This is a genomic window from Arhodomonas aquaeolei DSM 8974 (genome assembly GCF_000374645.1).
In the GTDB taxonomy this organism is placed as follows: domain Bacteria; phylum Pseudomonadota; class Gammaproteobacteria; order Nitrococcales; family Nitrococcaceae; genus Arhodomonas; species Arhodomonas aquaeolei.
The window spans coordinates 12,752-37,670 of the sequence record NZ_KB894826.1; the positions used below are offsets into that span (position 1 = coordinate 12,752).

Annotated in this window: 22 protein-coding genes and 3 tRNA genes; 22 read left to right on the forward strand and 3 right to left on the reverse strand. The window is 71.5% G+C overall.

Annotated features, from left to right (window positions below):
• The 18 genes from C516_RS0117095 (at position 1) to C516_RS0117185 (ending at position 20,251) form a co-directional block, all read left to right on the forward strand.
• Entirely contained in the window at positions 1–252 is a 252-nt protein-coding gene (locus C516_RS0117095; protein WP_018719641.1) for an acyl carrier protein, read from the forward strand.
• Positions 249–1,811: a class I adenylate-forming enzyme family protein gene (locus C516_RS20010; RefSeq protein ID WP_018719642.1), complete on the forward strand. Its 1,563-nt coding sequence runs from the start codon at positions 249–251 to the stop codon at positions 1,809–1,811. Before C516_RS0117095 ends, C516_RS20010 begins: the two co-directional genes overlap by 4 nt.
• Positions 1,808–2,821, forward strand: a complete 1,014-nt coding sequence (gene nadE / locus C516_RS0117105) for an NAD(+) synthase (protein ID WP_018719643.1) — start codon at positions 1,808–1,810, stop codon at positions 2,819–2,821. The genes C516_RS20010 and nadE overlap by 4 nt, the downstream gene beginning before the upstream one ends.
• Positions 2,818–3,993: a glycosyltransferase family 4 protein gene (locus C516_RS20015; RefSeq protein ID WP_018719644.1), complete on the forward strand. Its 1,176-nt coding sequence runs from the start codon at positions 2,818–2,820 to the stop codon at positions 3,991–3,993. The genes nadE and C516_RS20015 overlap by 4 nt, the downstream gene beginning before the upstream one ends.
• Positions 3,990–5,171 carry a carboxylate--amine ligase gene (locus C516_RS0117115; RefSeq protein ID WP_018719645.1) on the forward strand — a complete coding sequence of 394 codons (1,182 nt, stop codon included), beginning with the start codon at positions 3,990–3,992 and terminating at the stop codon, positions 5,169–5,171. Before C516_RS20015 ends, C516_RS0117115 begins: the two co-directional genes overlap by 4 nt.
• Entirely contained in the window at positions 5,168–6,340 is a 1,173-nt protein-coding gene (locus C516_RS20020) for a glycosyltransferase (RefSeq protein WP_018719646.1), read from the forward strand. Before C516_RS0117115 ends, C516_RS20020 begins: the two co-directional genes overlap by 4 nt.
• Before the next feature lie 20 nt (positions 6,341–6,360).
• The gene (locus C516_RS0117125; RefSeq protein ID WP_018719647.1) at positions 6,361–7,686 is read left to right on the forward strand and encodes an O-antigen ligase family protein; all 1,326 of its coding nucleotides are present in this window, start codon (positions 6,361–6,363) and stop codon (positions 7,684–7,686) included.
• Positions 7,671–8,813, forward strand: coding sequence for a GNAT family N-acetyltransferase (locus tag C516_RS0117130; RefSeq protein WP_018719648.1), 1,143 nt, complete (start codon positions 7,671–7,673; stop codon positions 8,811–8,813). The genes C516_RS0117125 and C516_RS0117130 overlap by 16 nt, the downstream gene beginning before the upstream one ends.
• Positions 8,814–8,946: 133 nt before the next feature.
• Positions 8,947–9,603, forward strand: coding sequence for a GNAT family N-acetyltransferase (locus C516_RS0117140; RefSeq protein ID WP_156831292.1), 657 nt, complete (start codon positions 8,947–8,949; stop codon positions 9,601–9,603).
• 28 nt (positions 9,604–9,631) lie between these two features.
• Positions 9,632–10,675 (forward strand): polysaccharide deacetylase family protein, encoded by a 1,044-nt coding sequence (locus tag C516_RS20025; protein WP_018719650.1) that lies wholly within the window; start codon positions 9,632–9,634, stop codon positions 10,673–10,675.
• Between the two features lie 22 nt (positions 10,676–10,697).
• Positions 10,698–11,336, forward strand: coding sequence for an arsenate reductase/protein-tyrosine-phosphatase family protein (locus C516_RS20670; protein WP_018719651.1), 639 nt, complete (start codon positions 10,698–10,700; stop codon positions 11,334–11,336).
• A 115-nt stretch (positions 11,337–11,451) separates the two neighbouring features.
• A complete protein-coding gene (locus C516_RS0117155; protein WP_018719652.1) occupies positions 11,452–12,258 on the forward strand; it encodes a heparin lyase I family protein in 807 nt (268 codons plus the stop codon).
• Positions 12,259–12,422: 164 nt separating this feature from the next.
• A complete protein-coding gene (asnB, locus tag C516_RS20035) occupies positions 12,423–14,477 on the forward strand; it encodes an asparagine synthase (glutamine-hydrolyzing) (RefSeq protein WP_084594265.1) in 2,055 nt (684 codons plus the stop codon).
• On the forward strand, positions 14,464–15,441 hold the full coding sequence (locus C516_RS0117165) for a glycosyltransferase family 2 protein (RefSeq protein WP_018719654.1): 978 nt from the start codon (positions 14,464–14,466) through the stop codon (positions 15,439–15,441). Before asnB ends, C516_RS0117165 begins: the two co-directional genes overlap by 14 nt.
• A complete protein-coding gene (locus tag C516_RS0117170; protein WP_018719655.1) occupies positions 15,438–16,907 on the forward strand; it encodes a lipopolysaccharide biosynthesis protein in 1,470 nt (489 codons plus the stop codon). Before C516_RS0117165 ends, C516_RS0117170 begins: the two co-directional genes overlap by 4 nt.
• Positions 16,904–17,935, forward strand: a complete 1,032-nt coding sequence (locus tag C516_RS20040) for a polysaccharide deacetylase family protein (protein ID WP_084594266.1) — start codon at positions 16,904–16,906, stop codon at positions 17,933–17,935. Before C516_RS0117170 ends, C516_RS20040 begins: the two co-directional genes overlap by 4 nt.
• 25 nt (positions 17,936–17,960) lie before the next feature.
• Positions 17,961–19,115 (forward strand): glycosyltransferase, encoded by a 1,155-nt coding sequence (locus C516_RS0117180; protein ID WP_018719657.1) that lies wholly within the window; start codon positions 17,961–17,963, stop codon positions 19,113–19,115.
• A complete protein-coding gene (locus C516_RS0117185; protein WP_018719658.1) occupies positions 19,094–20,251 on the forward strand; it encodes a DegT/DnrJ/EryC1/StrS family aminotransferase in 1,158 nt (385 codons plus the stop codon). Before C516_RS0117180 ends, C516_RS0117185 begins: the two co-directional genes overlap by 22 nt.
• A gap of 3 nt (positions 20,252–20,254) precedes the next feature.
• Here C516_RS0117185 and C516_RS0117190 read toward each other — a convergent pair whose 3' ends face one another.
• Genes C516_RS0117190 through C516_RS0117200 form a run of 3 tightly spaced genes read right to left on the reverse strand, consistent with a single transcriptional unit; the run spans position 20,255 to position 24,067 of the window.
• Positions 20,255–22,438, reverse strand: coding sequence for a xanthine dehydrogenase family protein molybdopterin-binding subunit (locus C516_RS0117190; protein ID WP_018719659.1), 2,184 nt, complete (start codon positions 22,436–22,438; stop codon positions 20,255–20,257).
• A complete protein-coding gene (locus C516_RS0117195; protein WP_018719660.1) occupies positions 22,431–22,892 on the reverse strand; it encodes a (2Fe-2S)-binding protein in 462 nt (153 codons plus the stop codon). Before C516_RS0117195 ends, C516_RS0117190 begins: the two co-directional genes overlap by 8 nt.
• Before the next feature lie 56 nt (positions 22,893–22,948).
• The gene (locus C516_RS0117200) at positions 22,949–24,067 is read right to left on the reverse strand and encodes a PQQ-dependent sugar dehydrogenase (protein WP_018719661.1); all 1,119 of its coding nucleotides are present in this window, start codon (positions 24,065–24,067) and stop codon (positions 22,949–22,951) included.
• A gap of 123 nt (positions 24,068–24,190) precedes the next feature.
• Here C516_RS0117200 and C516_RS0117205 point away from each other — a divergent pair.
• The 4 genes from C516_RS0117205 to C516_RS0117220 form a co-directional block, all read left to right on the forward strand.
• Positions 24,191–24,275: transfer RNA gene (locus C516_RS0117205), tRNA-Tyr, on the forward strand.
• Positions 24,276–24,307: 32 nt separating this feature from the next.
• Positions 24,308–24,381, forward strand: a tRNA-Gly gene (locus tag C516_RS0117210).
• A gap of 36 nt (positions 24,382–24,417) precedes the next feature.
• Positions 24,418–24,492, forward strand: a tRNA-Thr gene (locus C516_RS0117215).
• An 89-nt stretch (positions 24,493–24,581) separates the two neighbouring features.
• Positions 24,582–24,919: GTP-binding protein (locus C516_RS0117220; protein WP_018719662.1), on the forward strand; the 338-nt coding region annotated here is incomplete at its 3' end.

The following is a 24,919-nucleotide window of genomic DNA, read 5'->3' on the forward strand; positions in this document are numbered from 1 at the left end:
ATGACCCATCGGCAGCAGCTGCGCGACTACATCCTGGAGAACTACCTGTTCACCAGCGATGCCTCGGCGTTGGACGACGACGCCTCCTTCCTCGAGCGGGGGATCATCGACTCCACGGGGATCATGGAGGTGATCGATTTCCTTGAGGAACGCTTCGGCGTTCAGGTGCGCGACGAGGAGATGATCCCGGAGAACCTCGACTCGGTGAACCGGATCTGCCGCTTCCTCGAGCGCAAGCGGGCCGCGGCATGATGGCCGGCCCCGTCCTGCCGCTCGCGTGGTTCACGGCGAGCGCGCAGTCCGCCCCGGGGGCGGCCGCGCTGGAGTGCGACGGCCGTGTCACCACCTACGGGGAGCTCCTCGCGGGCGCGGCTGGGGTGGCGGCGTGGCTGCGCGAGCGGGACATTGCACCGGGCGACCGGGTAGGCCTGCTCCTCGACGATGCCCCCGCCTACGTAGCGGCGTACTACGGGACCCTCGCCGCCGGCGGCGTGGTCGTGGCGTTGAATACCGCGGCCCACGCCGACAGCCTCATCGCGTGGCTCGGCCATGCCGGTGCCCGCTTCCTGATCGCCGGCCCCCACCCGGACCTCGGGGCGGTGCTCGACGGCCACGCCCCGGAACACCTGCTCTTCACCGGCCGCGACGGGGTCCCGGCGGTCGCGGAGCGCTGGGACGGTGCGGTGGAGGCGGATGCCGAGTGGCGGCCGGCGCCGGCCACGGAGCGAACACTGGCCAGCCTGATCTACACCTCCGGGACCACCGGTACGCCCAAGGGGGTGATGATCAGCCACGGCAACCTGGCCGCCAACGTCGCCGCCATCGTCGATTACCTCCGCCTCGGTCCGCAGGACCGGACCGCGAGTCCGCTGCCGTTCCACTACTCGTATGGCAATTCGGTGCTGCACACCCACATGGCCGCCGGCGCCTGTCTCGTGCGTCTCGGCTCCATGGCCTACCCGCAGCGGGTCCTGGAGGCCCTGGCGGGATCGGCTATCACCGGTTTCTCGGGGGTGGCGGCCACCTATGCGCTGCTGCTCGGGCGGCATCGCCCCGACGGCATCGTGCTGCCCCGGCTGCGCTACCTCACCCATGCCGGCGGCCCGATGCCGGCGCCGCTGCTGCAGCGGCTGCGCGAGACCTTCCCCCGGGCGGAGGTCTTCGTGATGTACGGCCAGACCGAGGCCACGGCCCGCATCGCCTACCTCCCGCCGGAGCGCCTGGACGAGCGCGCTGGCTCCGTGGGCCGGCCGTTGCCCGGCGTGCGGGTGTCCGTGCGTGACCCGGAAGGTCGGGCATGCCCAACCGGCACGCGCGGCGAGGTGTGGGTCAGCGGACCCAACGTCATGCAGGGCTACTGGCGGGCCCCGGAGCTCACCGCCGGCGTGCTCCGGGACGGCTGGCTGCACACCGGTGACCTGGGCTGGCTCGATGACGACGGCTTTCTCTACCTGGCCGGACGGATCGGCGACGAGATCAAGACCGGTGCCCACCGGGTCAGTCCGGAAGAGATCGAGGAGGTCCTCGCCGGCTGTCCGGGTGTGGTGGAGGCAGGGGTCGTGGGCGTGCCCGACGATCTCCTCGGCCAGGTCATCCGTGCCGTGGTCGTGTCTGGCAGTGGCCCCAACGTCTCGCCGCGGGCGGTGCTCGCCCACTGCCGTGAGCGGCTGCCGCCCTACAAGATTCCCAGGGAGGTGATCTGCGCGGCGGCGCTGCCGCGCACCGCCTCCGGCAAGCTCCAGCGTTTCCGCCTCGCAGCGGAGCCCCTACCGGTCCAGCAGCCCACAGCCCTTGCGGAGGGTGAGACATGAGCGTGACCCAACCCATTGCGCCCGCCGGCGGCGGGCTCCATCCCTGGCTGGCCCTGGACTGCGAGGCGGAGGCGGAGCGTATTGCCGCCGGCCTGCGTCGCCTGCTCGCCGAGCGTATCGGCCGTCGCGGCCTGGTCGTGGCGGTCTCCGGCGGCATCGACAGCGCCCTCTGTGCGGCCCTTGCGGTGCGTGCCGTGGGGCCGCGGCGGGTGTTCGCCCTGATGCTGCCGGAACGGGACTCCGACCCGGAGACCCGGGTCCGGGCGCGGACACTGGTCGAGCAGCTCGGCGTGGGCCACCAGCAGGAGGACATCGCCCCCATGCTGGAGGCGGTGGGCTGCTATCGCTGGCGGGACGAGGCCATGCGAGCCGTCTTCCCTGACTACGACGCGGACTGGGCGAGCAAGATCGTCATCCGCGGTGGTCTGGAGGGGCGCTACAACCACTTCGAGCTGGTGGTCCGCGCGCCCGGGGGGCGCCAGAGGCGCCGGCGGCTGGGTTACCAGGCCTACCTGCAAATCGTCGCCGCCACCAACTTCAAGCAGCGCGTGCGCAAGACCCTGGAGTACTTCCACGCGGACCGCCTGAACTACGCGGTGGTCGGTACACCGAACCGGCTCGAGTATGACCAGGGCTTCTTCGTGAAGGTCGGCGACGGGGCCGCGGACGTCAAGCCCATCGCCCACCTGTACAAGTCCCAGGTCTACGCGCTGGCACGCCATCTGGGGGTGCCGGAGTCCATCTGTACCGCGGCACCGACTACCGACACCTACAGCCTCCCCCAGGGCCAGGACGAGTTCTATTTCGCCCTGCCTTACGACCGTATGGACCTCGCGCTGTACGCGCACAACCAGCACATGCCCGCGGAGACCCTGGCAGAGGCGCTGGGTATGGCTGTCACCGAGGCCGAGCACATCTACCGCGACATCGACGTCAAACGCCGCACGACCCGCTACCTCCACGAGTCGGGGCTGACCGTCGTGCCCGTACCGGAGGTCCCGCTGCCGTGATCGGTAACGCCGCGGTGCGCGTGGTGCACGTGGCCTCCGGCGACCTCTGGGCCGGCGCGGAGGTCCAGGTGTATGGCCTGATCACCGCGCAGCGGCGCGCCGGCATGGACGCCCGGGCGGTGCTGTTCAACGACGGCACGCTGTACCGGCGCCTGCACGCGGACGGCGTGCCGGTGACCCTGCTCGACGAGAGCCGGCTGGGCGCGCCACGGCTGCTGGCGGCGCTGTGGCGCGGCCTGCGCCGGGCGCGGCCGTCGGTGGTGCACACCCACCGGCGCAAGGAGCATGTGCTCGGCGCCCTGGCGGCGCGGGCCGCCGGCGTGCCGGTGTGCCTGCGTACCGTGCACGGGGCCGACGAGGCGCCGCCACCCGCGGTCTGGCAGCTCCACCGGCGTCTGGCCGCCAGGCTGGATGCCTGGTGCGAGCGCCGCCTGCAGAAGGTGACGGTGGCGGTATCCGGCGAGCTTGCCGAACGCCTCGCCGAACGGTCCGGGACGCGTCCGCCGCGGGTGGTGGAGAACGGTATCGACGCCGCGGCCGTGCGCGCGGCGGCGGCCGCGCCGGTGGCCCTGCCCGGGCCGGCGGACGCCTTCCGGGTGGCGCTGGTCGGGCGGCTCGTGCCGGTCAAGGCGCCGGAGCGCTTCGTCGCCGCGGTTGCGGCGCTGCCGGTCGCGGCAGCGGGGCAGCCGGTGCACGGCTACGTCATCGGGGACGGCCCGCTGACGGCGGCGGTGACGGACGTGGCGGCACGCGCGGGCGTGGCGGATCGGCTGCACGTCATGGGCTTCCGGGATGACGTCCCGGCCTGCCTGCGGCGGATGGACGCGCTCATGGTCACCTCCGAGCACGAGGGGATGCCGACCAACGTACTGGAGGCGCTCGTCCTGGGGGTACCCGTGATCGCCCACGCCGTCGGCGGTCTGCCCGCCGCGCTGGGCGAGGGGCGCTACGGCGTGCTCGTCCGCGACCCGGACCCCGCCGCCTTCGCCGCGGCGCTATCGACCCTCGCCGCGGAGGGCGGAGCCGCGCGCCGACGGGCGGTAGCGGCGAGCGGCCGGGCCGCGGTGCGTTACGATTTTGCCCGGGTCGCGGCGGGGTATGCTCGGATCTATTCGGAGCTGCTGCGCGAGGCGCAGCCGGCCAGCGCGGCCACGGAGGTCCGCGAACCATGACCTACCGCGTGCTCGTTCTCGACGGTGCCCAGCGCAGTGCCCTGGCGGTGACCCGCTCGCTGGGCCGGGCGGGCATGCACGTCATCACCGCCGACGATCATCCGCGCACCCTCAGTGCCGCCTCGCGCTACTGCGCGGCGTCCCGGGTGTATCCCGCGCCTGGCGAGAACCCCGAGGCCTTCGTCGACGCGGTGGCGGCGCTGGTGGCAGAGGAGCGCGTGGACGTGCTCCTGCCTGTCGGCGATCTCACCACGGCGCTGGTGCTTGGCGGGTGCGAGCGTTTCGCCGGCGTCGGGCTGCCGTGCCCCCCGCGGGAGGCCTTCGAGACGGTGACGGACAAGGCCCGCCTTGCCGTCCTGGCCGCCGAGCGGGGCGTGCCGGTGCCCTCGACCCGTGCCTTCGACACCGGTGCCGCGGCGCTCGCCGCGTCGGACTCCCTGAGTTATCCGGTGGTGATCAAGCCCGCCCGCTCCCAGACCGCGGTGGGCGGGCAATGGTTGGCGCTGCCTGTGGTCCATGCCGCGGACGCCGGGGAGCTCGCTGCACAGCTTGGTGCCGTCCCCGGCTATGCCGACGTCCCGGTGCTGGTCCAGCAGCGACTCACCGGCGAGGGCCGGGGCGTGTTCGCCCTCTACGACCGGGGCCGGGCGGTGACCTTCTTCGCCCATCGCCGGTTGCGCGAGCGCCCGCCGAGCGGCGGGGTCAGCGTGCTCAGTGAGAGCGTGCCCGCGGCGCCGGAGCTGGTGGACGCCGCGGACCGGATCCTTTCGGCGGTGGGCTGGCACGGTGTCGCGATGGCGGAGTTCAAGCTGGACGCGGCCGGCCGGGCGCATCTGCTGGAGATCAACGGCCGCTTCTGGGGCTCGCTCCAGCTCGCCGTTGACGCCGGGGTCGACTTCCCGCTCATGGCCTGCCGGCTGGCGCTCGGCCAGGACCCCGCGCCGCCGGCGGGTTACCGCACGGGCTGCCGCAGCCGCTGGCTGCTCGGCGACCTCGACAGCCTCTACCTCCGCTGGCGCGACGGCCGGCGCTGGGCGCGCCGCGGCGAGCTGGCCGGCGCGGCCGCGCGGTTCCTGCGGCTGTTCGAGCGGGGCACCCGCTACGACGTGAACCGCCTCGAGGACCTGGGCCCGTTTCTCCACGAATGCCGTTACTACCTGCGGGGTGGGGCGAAATGACGGCCAACGCCACGATCGGTGTACTGCACACCATCGATACCACCGGTCCGGGTGGGGCCGAGACGGTGTTCCGCCAGCTCGCAACGGGGCTGGACCCGGCGCGTTTCCGTTCGGTGGTGGCGATCACCGGCGAGGGCTGGCTGGCCGACGACCTGCGTGCCCACGGTGTGACGCCGGTGATGCTGCCCGGCGGACGCCGGCGCATGAGTGTGCGTTACCTGCGGGCACTGGTCGGGCTGATCCGCCGCGAGCGCATCGACGTGGTCCAGGCGCACCTGTTCGGGACCGCGGTCTACGCCAGCATTGCCGGGCTGCTGACCCGCCGGCCGGTGGTCGCGACCCTCCACGGCAGCGTCGACGTGGACCCGGCGGACCGGGTGCTGGCGCTGAAGTTCGCGCTGCTGCGCGCGGGCCTGAGCGCCGCGGTGTTCGTCTCCGACGCCCTGCGCGACGGGCTCGCCGCCGGTGGCGTGCTGCCGGCCGGGCGTTGCCGGCGGATCTACAACGGCGTGGACGTGGCCCGCTACCGCGGCATCGACCGCGCCTCGGCGCGTGAGCGCCTCGGCGCCGGGGATGGCGAGATCCTCCTCGGCGCGTTGGGCAACATCCGCCCCGCCAAGGACTACGGCCTGCTGCTCGAGGCCATGGCGCGGCTCGTCGACGGTCCCCAGGGCCACCGCTTCCGCCTCGTGATCGCTGGCCAGCCGGACCGTAACGGCCTTCACGAGACCCTGCTGCGCCGCCGCGAGGAGTTGGGCCTGGGCGAGTGGGTCGCGTTTACGGGTCACTGTGTCGACGTGCCCGGACTGCTCCGGGCGTTGGACGTGTTCGTGCTGAGTTCGGCCAGCGAGGGCCTGTCCATCGCTACCCTGGAGGCGATGGCCGCCGGGGTGCCGGTGGTTGCCACGCGCTGCGGCGGGCCGGAGGAGATCGTCAGCCACGGCGAGTCCGGGTGGCTGGTGCCCGGCGGCGACGCGGCGGCCCTCGCCGCCGGGCTCGCGCGGGTGGCCGGCGATCCGGACCTGTCGACGCGGCTTTCCCGGGGCGGCCTCGCCCGGGTGCGTACCGGCTTCTCGCTGGAGGCGATGACGGGCGCCTATGCCGGTCTCTACGAGCAGGCGCTCGGGCGCAACGGTGCGGGTGCCCCGGCCCCGGGGTGGCTGCCATGAATGGTGCAGGGGGCGCGTCGATGAGCGAGCTGCTCCGGCTGCGCGCCGGGGCCATCGCCCAGGTCCTGGTCGGCGAGGGGCCGGCGTTCGCGCTGGTGTGCCTGTACGTGTTCATCGAGTATGTCCGGCCCCAGAGCATCTACCCGGCGATCGACATCATCCCCTATGCCCAGGTCAGCATCCTGACGGCACTGGTGGCGAGGCTCGCGAGCCGCGAGCGCATCGATCTGGACAACCCGGTGACGCGGCTGCTGGCCGTCTTCCTGGTGGTCCTGCAGTTCTCCTGGTGGGGCGCCTGGGCGCCGATGTTCTCCGGCGAGCGGGTGGTGACCCACGTCGTCTGGGGCATCGTGTTCTTCCTGGTGGTGACCACCGTGACCACCCGCCAGCGGTTCTTCGTGTTCCTGTTCCTGTACCTGCTGTGGAACCTGAAGATGTCCCAGCACGGCTTCCGGAGCTGGGCGGCCCGGGGGTTCGGCTACGACAACTGGGGCGTCACCGGTGCGCCCGGCTGGTTCCAGAATTCCGGCGAGCTCGGCATCCAGATGTGCATCTTCCTGCCCCTGTCCCTGTACTTCATGGCCGCGGTGCGTCCGTGGTGCGCGCGCTGGAAGTGGCTGCTGCTCGCCTTCCTGCCGCTCTCCGCGGTAGCCACGATCATCGCCACCAATTCCCGCGGGGCCGTGGTCGGGGCGGCGGCGGCATTCGCCTGGATGGCGTTGACGAGCCGGCGGCGGGTGCGCATCGCGCTGCTCGCGATCGTCGTCGCCATCGCCGGCTATTCCGTGATGCCCGAGAAGACCCTGGAGCGGTTCGATGCGGCGGGGCAGGACGAGACCTCGCAGAACCGGCTGCTGCGCTGGCAGATCGGCTGGGAAATCATGCAGGAGCACCCGTGGCTCGGTATCGGCCCGGCCAACTGGGGGCCGTACTACCAGACCCACTACCCGCCCGAGGAGGGCCTGGAGCGTTACGGGCTGCCGCACAGCATCTTCGTCGACGCCGGTGCCGAGTACGGCTTTACCGGACTGGCGCTGTTCCTGCTGCTGATCCTGTATGCCTTCCTCAACAACCGCCGTACCCGTCGCATGGCGCGGGCGATGGATGACCGGATGCTGGCGACGCTCGCCGGTGGCATGGACGCCGCGATGGTCGGGCTGCTGGCGTCCTCGGCGTTCATCTCGGTGTTCTTCTATCCATATTTCTGGGTGCATATCGCGTTCATCGTGGCCCTGAACAAGGTCGCGTCGGCGGCGTATGCCCACCACGAGGCGGCGGCCCCGGCCGCCGCCGGCGAGGGGGTCCGGGCGTTGACCACGGGAGGTCGGGCATGGCGAAGGGCATGACGGTAGCTGTCTGGGACGAGGCGGCGTTCGCCGCGGCCCGGCAGCCATGGGAGCGACTGGTGGCGGACTCGGACGCGGACCCGCTGTTCCTCGGCTGGGACTGGCTGCACGGCTGGTGGCAGCACTTCGGGGCACCGGGCGGTGCGACGCTGCGGTTGCTCGCGGTCCAGGACGGCGACGGTTCCCTCTGCGGCATCGCGCCCATGATGATCACCGCCGAACGCGTCCGCGGCGTTCTGCCGAGCCGGCGGCTGCAGCTCGTGGGCAACTTCTGGCATGGCGCCGAGACGCTGCCCACCGAGTACGCGGACTTCATCGTGCGCCGGGACTGCGCCGAGACGGCGGCGGATACGCTGCTGGACTACCTGCTGGATCATGGTCACTGGGGTGAACTGGTGCTCGCCTGGGCCCGAGCGGACGGGCACGCGGTGCATGCACTGCGCCGCCGCGCCGCGGCGGAGGGGTTCTGGCTGCGTGACGCCGAGTACCGCACGAGCTACGCCGCCGAGACCACGGGTGGCTTCGAGGACTACCTGGCCGCGCTGAGCCGCAACACCCGGCCCAAGCTCTACAACCGCCGGGGCCAGCTCGCCCGGCATGGAGAAGTGCGCGTCGAGCGACTCGCCCGGCGTGCCGACGTGGCGCCCGGGCTGGCACTGGTCAACGAACTGCACGCCCGGCGCTGGGGGGAGGCAGCCTACTCCGGTGCCGCGCTCGCGTTCCAGCAGGGGCTCGCGGAGGCGGTCGCCGCAAGCGGCGGACTCTGGCTCTCGGTGCTGCGGGTGGCGGGGCGGCCGGTTTCGGTGCTCTATAACTTGCGCGTGGGGGGGCGGCTCTACTACCTGCAGGGCGGTTTTGACGAGACCTTCGACCGCCGGCTCAGCCTCGGACTGCTGCACCTGGGCTATCTCCTGGAGGCCGCGTTCGCGGACCCCCGGGTGCATGCCCTGGACCTGCTCGCGGGCGGCGGTCGGAAGCGGCAATACAAGGAGGCGCTTGCGCCGGTGCGCACGGCGCTGGTGGACGTCCAGGCGGTGCGCCAGCCGCTGCTCTCGCTGGCCTACCGCGTCAGGGAACGGATCCGTGCGGACGCCGACGGTGCGGCGGGTGACGGGGTGACGGGGTGACGGGGTACGCGGGCGTGGAGGAACGGCGATGAGCGAGTTGATATTCCCAGCGGGGTCGTCTTCTACGGAGGGACGCCAGCCATCCCGCCTGGCCCAACTGCGCGGCTATTGGACCGCCGGTGGGGCGGACTTGGTGCAGGAGGTGCTCTGCGTCAACGGTTACCTGCCACCGCGGCTGTATGACCTCGCCGAGATGCACGTGCTGCGCCTTACGGAGCTGAACGAACGCCCCATGCGGCGTGTGAGCGCGGCCTATGAGGGTGGCGAGGTGCGGGAGGCGGAGCTGCCGGTGGTCGCAGCGCTGGAGGACCCGGCCGGGGCGGTGGAGCGCGAGGCGGCCTACCGCGCCTACCTCGCGGCGGGGCAGCGCTGTCTGGTCGTGCGTCATAACGACGTGGTGGTGGCCTACGGTTGGGTCTTCCACGAGCGGTTCGAGGCGGGACGCGGCCCTGGGCGGGCGGCGGTCCACCTGCGCCTGCGTCCGGGTGACATGATGCTGGGCCACGGCTACGTGGTCCCCGGCCACCGGTTGCGAGGGGCCTTTCTCAGCCTCGCCGCCACCGCCGTGGCGAATGTGCCACGTGGCGGTGCCTGCTATGCGGTGGTGGACCGGCTGAACGTGCACTCGCGGCGCTCCCACGAGCGGCTTGGTTTCGTCCCGGTGGCCCGGCTGCGTGCACGACGTTGGCCCCTCGGCCGGTACCGCTGGCGGGGCGGACCGTGGTCCGGGGCGATGCACGCCATCGGCCAGGGGACACCCGAGGTAGGCCTGGACGCGTTGCTCGGGTGATCCGGGCCGGTATGGAGGAGGGGTGGCGATGAAGGGGCTGATCAAGCGTGCCCTGGTTCACACAGCGGCGGCGCCGGCGGTGGCCCGCCTGTTCTCACCGCTGACCTCGGAGCGGGCGACGATCTTCATGCTGCACCGCTTCGAGGACCCGGACACGGGGACGGCCGGGCATTCACCGCGGGCGGTGGCGGAGCTGCTTGGTGGTCTGCGGCGGCACGGGCACGTATTCCTGCCCCTTGGCGAGGTCTTCCGGCGCCTCGCCGATGGCGAGCCGGCACTCGGCAACGCGGTGGCGTTCACCATGGACGACGGCTTCGAGGATCAGCTGCGGGTCGGCCTGCCGGTGTTCCGGCGTTTCGACTGTCCGGTCACCGTGTTCCTGATCACCGACTTCGTCGACGGGGCGCTCTGGCCCTGGGATGCGCGCATCGACTATGCCTTTCGTAATGCCACACGGCCGGCGTTCGAGCTGGAGTTCGGCGGGCGCCCGCTGCACTGCGCGCTGGAGACCCCGGAGCAGCGCCGGCATGCGGTCCGGGAGGTCCTGGCCGAGTGCAAGGACATGGATGGCGACCACGTGGAGTCGGTAGTCGCCGAGGTGGCCGCGCGGGCGGGCGTGCAATTGCCCGCCTCGCCGCCGCCGGGCTACCGCCCGCTTACCTGGTCCCAGGCGCGGGAGGCCGAGGCGGGCGGCGGGGTGCGCTTCGGCCCCCACGGACGGACCCACCGCGTGCTCTCGCGGCTCTCCGAGTGTGAGGTGCGTAGCGAGATCCTCGGAGCGTGGTCCCGCCTGACCGCCGAGCTGCGCGCCCCGCTGCCGGTGATGTGCTATCCGACCGGGCGCAGTAAGGATTTCGGCCAGCGCGAGCGCCGGCTGCTCGCGGCCAATGCCTTCGCCGGGGCGGTGACCGCCGAGCCGGGATACGCGGCGCAGAACGCCGGGTCGGAGGCGCGTTTCACCGTGGGCCGGTTTGCACTGCCGGACAACGTGGCCGACGCGCTGCAGTACTGTTCCTACATCGAGACGCTGAAGGACCGGCTGCTGCTGCGTCACAGCCTGTCCACCCACTGAACCCGAGGGAGGGTACCTCCGGATGACCCGGCTACTATCGCGCACCACCGCCGCCCTGTGCGTGCGGCTCCGGCGTCTGAACAATCGAGCCGCCGCTTTCTGGCACGAGCGGCGGCCTCCTGTCGTCGACTGGCGACGTGTCGAGCGTCTCGTGGTGGTCTGTGCGGGCAACGTCTGCCGCAGTCCGTACGCGCAGACGCGCGCGCTGTCTCTGGGCATGCCATCCGTGTCCTTCGGTCTGGTTACTACCGGCGGCGTGCCCGCGGACGCCACCGCGCAGCTGGTGGCGCGGCGCCGCGGCCTGGCCCTGGAGCGCCACCGCTCGGTTCAGCCGTTCCAGATCGTCATCGGCGCCGGTGACCTGGTGCTGTGTATGGAACCGGGCCAGCTCCGCGCGGTGCGCCGCCGGGTGCGCTCCGGGGGCGGGCAGGCCGCGCTCATCGGATTGTGGGCGAGCCCGCCCAGGGCAGTGATCGAGGATCCCTACGGTCGCGGTGAGGCCTGCTTCGAGGCCTGCTTCAGCCAGCTCGATGACGCGCTGAACGCGCTGCAGGCGCAGTGGCAGGCGACGCTGGGGCGGGGCCAGGGTGGCGGTTCACGGGAACCGGGGGCGCCCGCCGCGACGGATGCCGACCCGGATAGGGTGATGTGGTTCCGGTGATGGGGTTGATGGGGCTCGCAGATGGGTCCCTGTCTCGCTGATATCGTCTCGCCGCGATGGTGGCGCCCGTGTGATGCGGGCGCGTCTGTTTGCCACAACGAGTGAGCGCAATCCCATGAGTAAACGATGGATACCCGCGATCGCCCTGGCCTGCGCCGTCGGCACGGCGCATGGGGCAACGCTGTTCAACGACGGTTTCGAGAGCGGCGGTCTGAATCACAGCGAGGGCGGCATTTCCTGGGGGTACAGCACCAGCGCCTCGGTGAGCGCCAACAATGCCTACTCCGGCAGTCAGTCGCTCGCCTTCGTCTATGATGGTGTGAGCGATGGCTCCGACTCCTTCGCCGAGCAGCGTCTGCAGCTCGGGCAGGCCTACCGCGAGCTGTGGTTCGGCTACGATCTCTACATCCCGGCCAACTATAACCACCGCAGCCAGAGCGGACCGAGCAACAACAAGTTCATCGCTATCTACCGTGATCCCTATACCAACCCCGGCTTCCAGGTGAACTTCTCGCTCAACGCCGACGGTAGTGGCGGCTCGACGCTTTCCGCCCACCGCTACGATTACGGCAGCGAGGCGAGCATCCTCAACGCGGGGCCGTTCATCGACAGCAGCGACGTCGGGCGCTGGCACAAGATCGTCGTTCACGTGAAGGTCCCCAGCAGCGGTTCGGCCAGCGACGGCGTCCTCCAGCTGTGGAAGGATGGCCAGCAGATGGCGGACTTCACGGGTGTCGCCATGTACGGTGGCGACGGGCAGAACTATTTCGATGAGGCCTACCTGCTGGGCTGGTCGAACTCCGGCTTCGACCAGCGCACGGTGTTCTACCTGGACAACCTCGTGGTCTCCGACACGCCGCTTAGCGGCGATGTCACCGCGCCGCCGGAGCCCCCGACGGTGATCGATACCCAGGTCCAGTAACATTTGCCACCCGCCCCCGGGCACCGGGGCGCGGGTGATATCCCGCCCGTCCGTCGCCTCTTTTCGCCGAATTCATCACGTCCGTCATGTGACGCTATCCAGCCCGTGCCCGCGGTGGTAAACGGAACGTGGGGCAAGCCGCTCTTCAACCCGGGTTACCGCCGATGTGTGGCATCGCTGGTCTGTTGATCCCTGCGCAATCGCTTGCCGCGGCGCTGCTGACACAGCGGGCCCGCGGGATGGCATCCGCACTGGGCCACCGCGGCCCGGACGACAGCGGGGTTTGGCTGGATGCCGACGCCGGCGTTGCGCTGGCGCATACCCGGCTCGCGATCCAGGATCTCAGCCCCGCCGGTGCCCAGCCCATGGCCTCGCCGGGCGGGCGTTACCGGGTGGTATTCAACGGTGAGATCTACAATTTCGCCGTGCTGCGCCGCGAACTCGAGGCGGCGGGCATGCCCTTCCGGGGCGGCTCCGATACCGAGGTGCTGGCCGCAGGGTTCGAGCACTGGGGCATCGAGGCGACCCTCGCGAAGGCCCGGGGCATGTTCGCCGTCGCCGTATGGGACGTCCGCGAGCGGCGGCTCCACCTCGCCCGCGACCCGCTGGGCGAGAAGCCCCTCTACTATGGCGCGGTTGCCGGTGTCGGGGTGCTGTTCGGCTCCGAGCTCAAGGCGTTGCGCGCGGTGCCGGGCATGACCACGGCCATCGACAGGCGGGCCCTTGCGGGCCTGCTCCAGTACGGCTACGTGCCGGGCCCCCTGTCCATTCATCGTGGCATCTACAAGCTGCCGCCGGGCACGCTGCTCAGCCTGGACTGTGCCCAGGGGCCGCCGGATGACGTCGCTCCCTGGGGCTGCCGCCGCGGCGTTCGCCTCACGCCATTCTGGCAACTGGCCGACGTCGCGGCGGCAGGGGTCGCGGATGCCGTGGCCGACGACGAGAGCGGCCAGATCGACGGTCTGGACGCAACCCTGCGCGGGGTGATCGCCGAGCAGCTGGTCGCCGATGTGCCGGTGGGCGCGTTCCTCTCCGCCGGGCTGGACTCGGTGACGGTCACCGCGATCGCCCAGGCCATCACTCCGCGGCCGCTGCGCACCTTCACGGTGGCATTCGATGATCCCCGCTACGACGAATCGGAGGCCGCGGCCGCCATCGCGGCGCACCTGGGCACCGAGCACACCACACTCTCGGTGACCGGCCGCGACGCCTTGGGCGTGATACCGGAGCTGCCGAGGATATACGACGAGCCGTTCGCCGATCCCTCCCAGGTGCCCACCTGCCTGATCGCACGGCGGGCGCGTGAGCACGTCACCGTCTGTCTCTCCGGCGACGGCGGCGACGAGATCTTCGCCGGCTACAACCGCTACCTCTTCGCCGGCTCCGCCGCCGGCCTCGCCGCGCGTCTGCCTAGGCCGCTGGCCCGGCTGACGGGGCGCGGTGTGCTGGCGTTGCCGCCTGGGGGCTGGGACCGGATCGCCGGGGCCGCCGCCACGGTGGTGCCTCCGCTGCGGCGGCTGTGGCGGCCACGCATGGGCGAGAAGCTGCACAAGCTGGCGTCCGTGCTGGACGCGGGGAGCCCGGCCATGGTCTACGACGCGCTGATGTCGTACTGGCCCGGGCAGGCGCTGCCGCTGTGTGACGCGGCAGCGCCGCCGTCCTGGCCGCCTGCGCGCCTGGAGGGCGCACGGGCGCTGATCGACGAGTGCATGCTCTGGGACGGTTTGCGCTATCTCCCCGATGACAACCTGGTGAAGGTGGACCGGGCGAGCATGGCCGTGGCCCTGGAGACACGGGTGCCGCTGCTCGACCGCCGGGTGGTGGAGTACGCCTGGCATCTGCCGCTGTCCATGAAGGTCCGCGACGGGCAGAGTAAGTGGATACTACGCCGGTTGCTAGACCGCTATGTGCCGCCGGCACTGATGGAGCGGCCCAAATCCGGTTTCTCCGTGCCGGTGGACGACTGGCTGCGTGGTCCGCTGCGTGAATGGGCCGATGCGCTGCTGGCGCCGGAGCGCCTTACCGGCGAGGGTCTGCTGGACGCGGGGGCGGTCTCGCGCCGGTGGCGCGAGCACCTGGGCGGGCGTCGCAACCACGGCCTCGCGCTATGGTCGGTGCTCATGTTCGAGGCCTGGTACGAGGCCCTGCCGGCGGCGGAGGCCGTACCGGGGGCGTCGGCCTGGCAGGGCAGGGAGGCGATCGCCTGTGCCGAACGGTGACCCGGGGGCGATCTCCCTGTCTTTCGTCATCCCCGCGCGCAACGAGGCGGCGATGATCGCTGCCACCATCGCGAGCATCCACCGCCACGCGGCGGGGTGGCACCACGAAGTGATCGTCGTCGACGATGCCTCCGGCGACGACACCGCGGCCCTTGCCCGTGAGGCCGGGGCGGTGGTGGTGGCCGGCACCGGCGCGGGCATCGGTGCCAACCGCAATGTCGGGGCGGCCTTGGCCAGCGGCCGGATCCTGGTGTTCCTGGACGCGGACGTGGAGCTCACCGCAGCCTGGCAGGCACGGATGCCCGCGGTGTGCACGGCGCTTGCCGGGGAGCCGAGGCTGATTACAGGCTCGCACTGCGACATCCCGGATCAGGCGGGCTGGCTGGAGCGTTACTGGTTCGCCGCCTTCGCGCGCGAGCGCGGCTCACGCCACGTGGGCAGCGGGCACATGGTGATCAACACGGCGTTCTTCCGCGAGCTCGGCGGCTTCGATCCGTCGCTGGAGACCGGGGAGGACTACGAGCTCTGCGCCCGGGCGCGCCGACAGGGAGCGGCGGTGGTCAACGACATCGCCCTGAGGGTGGTCCACAAGGGCTTCCCCCGGAGGCTCGGCGCGTTCATCCGGCGCGAGGCCTGGCACGGCCGCGGCGATTTCCGCTCCTGGCACGCCCTGATCCACTCCCGCGTGGCCGTGCTCACGGTGGTCTTCCTCGCCGCGCATCTCGCCGGCATCGCCGCGCTCTTCGCCGGTTGGGCCGGCGGGGTCGTGGCCGCCGTGGCGGTGGTGGCGGCGGTGCTGATTGCCTCGTCGATACGCAAGTATGCCGGCCAGCCGCTGCGGGTGCTCGCGGTGAACGCGCTGATCTTCTACTGCTACTACCTCGGCCGTGGCCTCGCCGCGTTGCGGCGCCTTGACCCGCGCGGGGCGCGCCATGCCCGGGTCGCCCAGGGGGTTCGGGGATGACTGCGGACGCGGCGCGGATGGTCTCGCACAGCGCGATCTACGGGACGGGGAACATAGCCCGGAAGATCGTGGCCTTCCTCATGCTGCCGATCTACACCCGCTACCTCACCCCCGCCGACTACGGTGCGGTGGAGCTGTTCACGCTGCTGCTCAGCGTTGTCGAGGTGTTCTTCGGAATGCGCATGGGCCAGGCGCTGTTCCGCTACTACTTTGCCGCGGACAGCAAGGCCGAGCGGGACGAGGTGGTCACCACGGTGCTGCTTGTCGGGGCCGGCGTGAGCGCGCTCGGGGCGATGGCGGTGGCGGGGTTCTCCGAGCCCCTGGCCCGGGTGCTCTTCGGGGAGGCCCTGTACGTCCAGCTCATCCCGGTGATCGGGCTCCTGCTGGTCACCCAGGGGGTGGAGGACTTCGGCCTGAACTTCATCCGGGCCCACCAGCGCCCGTGGCTGTTCCTGACCTTTAGCCTGGGCAAGCTCGTGCTGCAGGTCGCGCTCAATCTCTACCTGGTGGTGTGGCTGGAGCTCCACGTCGCCGGCGTGGTGCTCAGCAACTTGATTTCCTCCGGTGCCATCGCGCTGCTCGGCGTCGGCTATGCCATGCGTTACACGCGTTTGAGGCCCTCGCGCCGGCACCTGCGGGTGCTGATAGCGTTCAGCTATCCGTTCTGGATATCCGGGCTTTTCCAGATCTACATCAGTTTCGGCGACCGTTACTTCCTGCGGGTATTCACGGACATGGCGCAAGTCGGTATCTACGCGCTGGCCTACCGCTTCGGCTTCCTGCTGGTGGAGTTCACCTGGGGGACGTTCGCCAATATCTGGGACACCCAGCGTTACCGCATCCACGAGCGCAGCGATGCCCGCGAGGTCTACCAGATGACGTTCCAGTACTTTGCGCTGTTCACCATCCTCATGGGCCTGGGGATTGCGATGTTCGTCGGCGATGTCATTCACGTCATGGCCGCGCCGCCGTTCTGGCCCGCCGCCGACATCGCCCCGATCCTGGTTCTCGCCTACGTCCTCTACGTCTGGACGCTGTTCTCCAACTTCGGGCTGTTGCTCGCGGAGAAGACGCGCAAGCTCGCCATAGCCTCGGGGATCACGGCGGTGGTGATCAGCGTGGGCTACCTGGTGCTGATCCCGCCGCTGGGTGCCCTCGGTGCCGCGCTCGCCACGCTGGTTGCCCTGGCGGTGGAGCTTACATGGGTGCACACCCAGGCCCGCCGGGAATACGACATGGGCCTGCCATGGGCCCGGGTGCTCTCGGCGCTGGCACTGGCGGTGCTGCTCTACGCGATCGCCGAGGCGGGGCCGACGGATCTGGTCTGGTCGCTGCTGCTGCGGGTGGCCCTAGTGGGCGTGTTCCTGGTGGCGGTGCTGTTCTCGCCGCTGCTGCCCGCGGAGCAGCGCGGCCTAGTGCGCTCGCTGATCCGCCGTCCCGCGCGCCTGCGGGGGGTCGCCGGATGAGCGCGTCGCTGCGCAGGGCCAGGCAGGCGGCGCGGGCCGGGGTGTGCGCTGCTGCCCGGGCGGCCGGGACGATCGGCTGGCGCCGCCGGGCGCCGTCGCTACTGGTGCTCACCTACCACCGTGTCCTGCCCCGGGACGATCCGCGCTGGGCGGACGAGCAGCCGGGGATGCTGGTCTCGCCACAGACCCTGCGCATGCACCTGGCGGTGCTGGGGCGGCACTTCACACCCGTGCACCTCGCCGACTGGCTCGCGGCCCGTGCCCGTGGTGCGGTCGTGCCCCGAAGAGCGTGCGCTATCACCTTCGATGATGGCTGGCGGGACAACTACGAGTACGCCTACCCGGTGCTGCGAGAGATGGGCTGGCCCGCGACGGTGTTCCTGGTCTCTGACCTCATCGGCACCACCGAGGGCTTCTGGCCGGAGCGCCTGGCCGCCGTGCTGCGCCGGGCGGTGACGGCACCGGTTCGGGTATGGGATGGCGCGGCCTTTGGCTGGCTGGCTCGGCTCGGTGGCGCCGTGACGGCCTACCGGGCGGTGCCGGACGCCGACGCACTGGACGGTGTGATCGAGGCGGCCAAGGCGCTGTCGGACGCCGAGCTGCGCGAACGGGTCACGGCGATGGAGGCGGAGGTGGGCCTCGGCCCGGTTGAACCGGCACTCCTCGACTGGGCACAGGTGCGGGAGATGACCAGCGATGGGCTGGTGCAGCTCGGGGCCCACACGCGCACCCACACGCGGCTGCGCCCGGACGTGTCGCCGGCGGTGCTGGACGAGGAGGTCGCCGGCGCGCGCCGGGTGATCGAGGCCGCAGCGGGGGTGGCGGCGCCGCTGTTCTGCTATCCGAATGGCGACGCCACCCCCGCCGCGGTGGCCCGCGTGCGGGACGCCTATGCGGGGGCCTGCACGACGGCCAACGGCTGGAACGCGGCGGACGCCGATCCGTACCGTCTCCGGCGGGTGGGGGTGCACGAGGATATCGCCGCCGCGCGGGGCGGTTTCATTGCCCGCGTGTCGGGCTGGCTCTGAGGGCGCTATCGCCCGGGGGGATGCGATGGAGTGGGTGTTCTGGGTCGCGGCGGTGGGAGCGGTGTACAGCTACTTCCTGTATCCACTCGTGCTACTCGCGCTGCCGGTGCGCTGGCGGCCACCATCGGCGGCGGAAGGCATGGAGCCGGCCTCGGTGCCGACGCTGTCGATCATCATCACCGCCTACAATGCCGGCGCGCTACTGCGCACCAAGCTGGACAACACCCTGGCGCTGGACTACCCGGCGGGACGCCGGGAGGTGATCGTGGCCTCCGATGCCTCGGACGACGATACCGACGAGATCGCCCGCGCCTATGCCGACCGCGGCGTGGTGCTGGTACGCGCGCCCGAGCGCCGGGGCAAGGAACACGCCCAGTGGCTGGCCGTGCAGCGGGCCCGCGGTGAGGTGCTGGTGTTCTCTGACGTCGCCACCGAGATCGACGGCGGCAGCCTGCGGCGGCTGGCCGCCCTGTTCGCGGATGCCTCGGTGGGCGCGGTCTCCAGCGAGGACCGTTTCGTCACCGCCGAGGGCGCACCGGTGGGTGAGGGGCTGTATGTCCGCTACGAGATGGCGCTGCGGCGTCTTGAAGCCTCCCGGGCGGGGCTGGTCGGGCTCAGCGGCTCGTTTTTCGCCGCCCGGGCGGTGGTGTGCCGGGACTGGGACAGCGATGCGCCCAGCGACTTCAACACGGCGCTCAACTGCGCCCGGCTCGGGCTGCGAGCGGTCTCCGACGCGGCGGTGATCGGGCGTTACCGGGCGATCAGCGACGACCGCCGGGAGTACCAGCGCAAGTACCGCACGGTGCTGCGCGGGATTACGGGGTTGATGCGACATCCGGAGGTGCTGGACCCGCGTCGGAACGCCGGCTTCGCCCTGCAGGTGTGGAGTCACAAGCCAATGCGGTGGGGGGTGCCGTGGTGCCTGCTGGTGGCGCTGGCCGCCAACGTGGCACTGGTGGCACTTCCGGCGATCACACCGTTGTACGCCCTAACCATGGCGCTGCAGGCCCTGTTCTACGGCTGCGTCCTGCTGGGGGCGGTTTCGCCCGGGGCGCGGCGGCGTTGGTTCTGGGTGCGGGTGCCGTACTTCTTCTGCCAGGCGAACCTGGCCATCGCCCATGCGAGTCTCGCCTACGCGGCGGGTCGGCGGATGACGGTATGGCAGCCCTCGACGCGCTGATCCACGGCCGCCTGCCCCCCGCGGGCGACCCCGTCCCATGGCGGGGCGCGGCGCGTGGGGCGCCGGTGATCCTGCCGGGCTACGGCATGCGGCTGTACGGCTCGGGGACCATGGCCCTCGCGGTCGCCCTGGCAGCCGCCGCGGCGGTCCGTGCCGAGCGCGATCCGCAGGTCCTGCTGCCGGCCTACGGCTGTCCGGACCTGGTCGCCGCGGCGGTGTACGCTGGCCTGGAGCCGGTGCTGGTGGACATCGCTCCGGATCGGCCCTGGCTGGACCTGGACGCCCTGGTGGCCGTTCAGGCGCCGCGGTGCGTGGCCGTCGTCGCCGTCGATCTGCTCGGGTTGGGTGAGCGCATCGCCGCGCTCTCGGCCTTTGCCCGTGCCCGCGGGCTGTGTCTGATCGAGGACCGGGCCCAGGCCTTCCCGGTGGTGGGCGACGACCGGGAGCACGGTGATTACGTGATCCTGAGCTTCGGCCGAGGCAAACCGCTCAGCCTGCTCGGCGGGGGCGCGGTGCTGGCGCGCACCTCCGCGCTCGCTGCCGCCTTGGCGCGCCCGTCCCAGCCGCCCGGCGGGATGGCGGCGGCGCTGCGCTATGCGCTGGCAGCGGGGGTCTACAACGTGATGCGCCGGCGTCGGGCCTACTGGCTGCCGAGCGCCCTGCCGTGGCTGCACCTCGGGGCGACGGCCTATGAGCCCCTCACCGGGATCACCGGTATGGACCCGGTGCGTCGGAGCCGTCTGCCCGCCGCGGTGGCGCGTTTCCGCGCCGTGCCTACTCGGGCGCAGCGGCGGCTCGCCGAAGCGCTCCGGGCAGAGTGCCTGCCCGGGATCACGGACCTCCCCAGGGCCTGTCCCGGCACTGCCGCGGCCACGCGGCTGCTGCGCTATCCACTCCTGGCCGCGGATCGCGGTCACCGCGATCGCCTGCTCGCGCGGCTCAACGCCCAGGGGCTGGGGGCAACCGCCCTCTATGGTGCGCCGCTGGGGGCGATTCCCGGTGTTCCGGCGCCCGTGGCGGCGACGGCCACGCCCGCGGCCGCGGCGTTCGCGGACCGCCTGCTGACCCTGCCGACCCACTCCGGGGTGACCGACGCGGACGTCACCCGCATGTGCCGCTCGCTCGCCGCTGGCTGACGGTTACACGTCGCCATCCAGCCGGATGGGCAGCTCCCGCACCCGGCGGCCCGTGAGGGCGGATACCGCGTTGGCCACCGCCGGCGCCAGCGGAGGTACGCCGGGCTCTCCGACGCCGCCGGGGGCCTCGCGGGAGTGCACGATGTGGGTGTCTACCCGGGGCATCTGTGAGAAGCGCAAGAGCGGGAAGTCGTGGAAGTTGCTCTGCACCGTGCCGTCGGTGCTGCGGGTAATGCGGCTGTACAGGGTCGCGGAAAGCGCGAAGGCGATCGCGCCCTCCATCTGTGCGGCGACGGTGTCCGGGTGCACGGCGATGCCGCAGTCGACCGCACAGACGACCCGGTGAACCCGTGCCGAGCCGTCGTTGTCCAGCGAGACCTCCGCGACCTGGGCCACGTAACTGCCGAAACAGGCGTGCGCTGCGATCCCCAGCGCGCGCCCGGGCCGGGGGCTGCCCCAGCCGGCCCGGGCCGCGGCGAGCTCGACCACTGCGGCCAGCCGCGGGGCGTCGCCGAGCAGTCGCAGGCGGTAGTCCACCGGGTCGACGCCGGCCTGCGCGGCGAGCTCGTCGATAAAGCATTCCACTGCGAAGGCGTTGTAGGAGTGGCCGACGGAGCGCCACATGCCGACGGGCACGCCCACATCGCGCATGGCGTAGCCCACCTCCGCCCGCGGGACGGCATAGGGCAAGGCGACGGCCCCCTCGACCGCGAGGGGATCGAGGCCGTCGGTGACGCTTCCCGGCCAGAGCGACTCCACGACCGAGGGCGCGGCGATCCGGTGGCGCCATGATCGCGGCAGACCGTCCGCGCCGAGACGGGCCTCCAGGCGGTGATGGCTCGGAGGCCGGTAGACATCGTGCCGTAGGTCCTCCTCGCGGGACCAGATGACCTTGACAGGTGCCCCAACGGTGCGGCTCAGGGCCACGGCCTCGGAGACATAATCCTGTTCCAGCCGGCGCCCGAAGCCACCGCCGATCAGTGTGCCGTGCACGGTGACATCGTTCCCGGTGACGAGACCCAGGCGGCCCGCGACCCGGGCGAGAAGGGCGCCGGGCCCCCCGCCCCGCGCCGCGGCGATGGCGGCGTCGCGCGCACGGCTGCGGGACTGGGTGCCCGCCCAGACATCGGTCTCGCCGTCGCCCACGGAGGCGGTGGCGTTGGGTGGCTCAAGGCAGGCATGCGCCTGTATCGGGAGCCGGTAACGTGCGCTTACGAGGGGGGCACCGGCGGCGTTGCCGCGGTCGGCGTCGCCGCGCCGCCAGGCCGTGGGCATGTCCCCGTCCAGTGCCTCCTCCAGGATCGCGGCGATCGCCGCGTCGTCCGGCAGCCCGGCCGATGGCCATTCCGGGGCCAGGGCGTCGAGGCCGCGTCGGGCGGCCCAGTAGCCGTCGGCGACTACGGCCACGGTGCCACCGGGCAGGCCGACGACATCTTGAACCCCCGCGACGGCGCGGGCGGCGGCGGTGTCCATCCGGGCAGGTTCCCGGCCGGGGCCCGGCGGGTGGGCGACAGTGGCGACCAGCGCGCCCGGGCGCTCGACGTCGATTCCGAACACCGCTGCCCCGGTGAGCTTCTCCGGGACGTCCCGCCGGGGCGGGGACCGGCCGATCCAGCGCCATCGGGCCGGTTCGGTGAGCGGGACATTCCCGGGCGGCTGGAGTCCGGCGGCGTCGACGGCAAGGGCGCCGTAGGCCAGGCTGCGGCCGCTGGGGTCATGATGAACGCGGCCGTCCGCGGCCCGGCAGGCCGTGCCGTCGACGCCCCAGCGGGCCGCGGCGGCGGCGATCAGCTGCACCCGTGCCGTGGCCGCGCTTCGGCGCAGCACGGGCCACGCCTCCCGGATGCTGGTGCTGCCACCGGTCGTCTGCTCGCCGTAGACCGGGGTGAGGGGGGCCGGTGCGAGCTCGACGGTGTCCGGGGCGACGGCGAGCTCCTCGGCGACGAGGACGGGCAGTGATGTGGTCACGCCCTGGCCCATCTCGGCCTCCGTAAGGCGCAGGACGATGCGCCCGTCGGTACGGACCTCCACCCAGGCATCGGCGTAGCCGGCATCATCCGCGGTGCCGGCCGGCGGGCTCGTGTCCCGCGAGCCCGCGAGGCGAGTGGCGACGTAAAGGCCGGCGCCGGCGGCAAGGGCGCCGATGACCAGGCGCCGCCGCATGGGGCTGAACGTCCGCTCAGCCATTGTCGTGTCCGCCGGTGAGCGCGGCGAGGGCTTGCCGCGCCCGCTGGTAGGTGCCGCAGCGGCACAGCACCCGGTCCATGGCCGCCTCGGTCTGCGCGGGAGTGGGCCGCGGCGTGGTCCGCAGCAGGGCGGTGGCGGCGATCACCTGGCCGGGCTGGCAGTAGCCGCACTGGGGGACCTGGGCGTCGCGCCAGGCGGCGATGACCGGGTCGTCCCCTGCGGCGAGTCCCTCGATGGTGGTGACGGCCGCGCCGTCCAGGCTGCCCATCGGGGTGCGGCAGGCGGGCGCCGCGGTGTCACCGAGCAGTACCAGGCACGCACCGCAGAGCGCGATGCCGCAGCCGAACTTGGCCCCGGTGAGGCCCAGGTCCTCGCGCAGATACCACAGTAGCGGCCGCTCTGTCGGTCCATCGTAGCGCCGGGCGACGCCGTTTACGTCAAGGTTGATGGCCATGGCGGTGGCGCCTCCCAGTGCCGTCTCGCGGCCGGTGGGTGCGCCGCCATGCGGCGTTAGCCCGGGGGCCGATAGTCGATATGATAGACCGCGCCGTGGTAATCGTCGGAGACCAGCAGGGCACCGCTCGGCAGGACCTGGACGTCCACCGGTCGGCCCCAGATCTCGCCGCTGTCCATCAGCCAGCCGGTGACGAACGGGCGATAGGCGTTATCCGCCCCGGCGAGGGCCGCCTCGGGGTCGACCCGCGTGATGCGGTAGCCGATGCGCTCGCTGCGGTTCCAGGAGCCGTGCTCGGCGATCAGGATGTCGCCGCGGTAGTCGGCGGGGAAGGCGGTGCCGTCGTAGAAGCGCATGCCGAGCGCGGCGACATGGGGGCTCAGGCGCTGCACTGGCGGGACGTAGCGGTCACAGGCGTCCCGTGAGCCGTACTCCGGGTCGGGGATGTCGCCACCGTGACAGTACGGGAAGCCGAAGTGGTCCCCGTCGCCGCTGAGGCGGTTGAGCTCGTCCGGGGGGCGGTTGTCGCCGAGCAGGTCCCGGCCGTTGTCGGTGAACCAGAGGGTGCCGGTCTGAGGTGACCAGTCGAAACCCACCGTGTTGCGCACGCCCCGCGCGACCACTTTGTGTTCGCCGTTGCCCGGGTCCACCCGCCAGATCTCGCCATAGCGCTCGCAGACGTTGCAGGGCGCGCCCATGCCCACGTAGAGCGCGCCGTCGGGTCCGGCCGCAAGGTAGCGCCAGCCGTGGTGGTCGTAGCGGGGGAGCCGGGCCACGGTCCGCGGGGCGGGCGGGTCTTCGAGCCGCGACTCGATGGCCGGCAGGCGGGCGATGCGGTCCGTGAAGGCCACGTAGAGGTCGCCGTCGAGAAACGCCACCCCGTTGGGGGAGTCGGGCGAGCCCTCGACGAGGAGGTAACGGCGGTCGGCGCGGCCGTCGCCGTCCGTGTCGCGCAGGGCATAGACATTGCCCGCGGCGCGGGAGCCGACGAAGACCGTGCCCTCCGAGCCCAGCGCGAGGCTGCGGGCCCCGGGTACATCGGCACTGTAGACGCGGGCGGTGAAGCCCTCGGGGAGGTCCAGGCGGCTGAGGTCGTGCTCGGTTGCACTCTGGCAGGCCTGGGTCATGGCGGTGACCGCCGCGAGGGCCACGATGCGCAGGAGGCGGTACGACATATCGCGATCCTCTTCGCCCGGTTACTCGACCGGGGGTTGACGCTATCCGCCCAGTATGTAGAATTTCGCGACCTGTCGCGATGATTCCGCCCAGGCGGCCCACGCGACAGGGAGTGACGATCTGGAGGGATACCCAAGCGGTCAACGGGGGCAGACTGTAAATCTGCTGGCTCAGCCTTCGGAGGTTCGAATCCTCCTCCCTCCACCAGACAATCTGGCGCGGGATGCAGCGGGTTCCAGGCGGGTGTAGTTCAATGGTAGAACCTCAGCCTTCCAAGCTGATGATGTGGGTTCGATTCCCATCACCCGCTCCAGTGTTCGGTCCCGCGACAGGACGATTCGGTTGTCATGCCCATGTAGCTCAGGGGTAGAGCACACCCTTGGTAAGGGTGAGGTCGGCGGTTCAAATCCGCCCATGGGCTCCATCTACCGATCTTTCCGTAGTCCGTAGAGAGCCCCCTTTAGTAAGTCCGACGCCTGTTCAACAGCTCGCGAGCCAACGGGAGAAAACGCCGTGTCCAAGGAGAAGTTTGAGCGCACGAAGCCGCACGTGAACGTGGGAACGATTGGTCACGTTGACCATGGCAAGACGACGCTGACGGCGGCGATGACGAAGGTGATGGCGGAGAAGTACGGGGGTGCGGCGCGCGCGTTCGACCAGATCGATAACGCGCCGGAGGAGCGCGACCGTGGTATCACGATCGCGACCGCGCACGTTGAGTACGAGACGGAGTCGCGTCACTACGCGCACGTTGACTGCCCGGGGCACGCGGACTATGTGAAGAACATGATCACCGGTGCGGCGCAGATGGACGGCGCGATCCTGGTGGTCTCGGCGGCGGACGGCCCGAT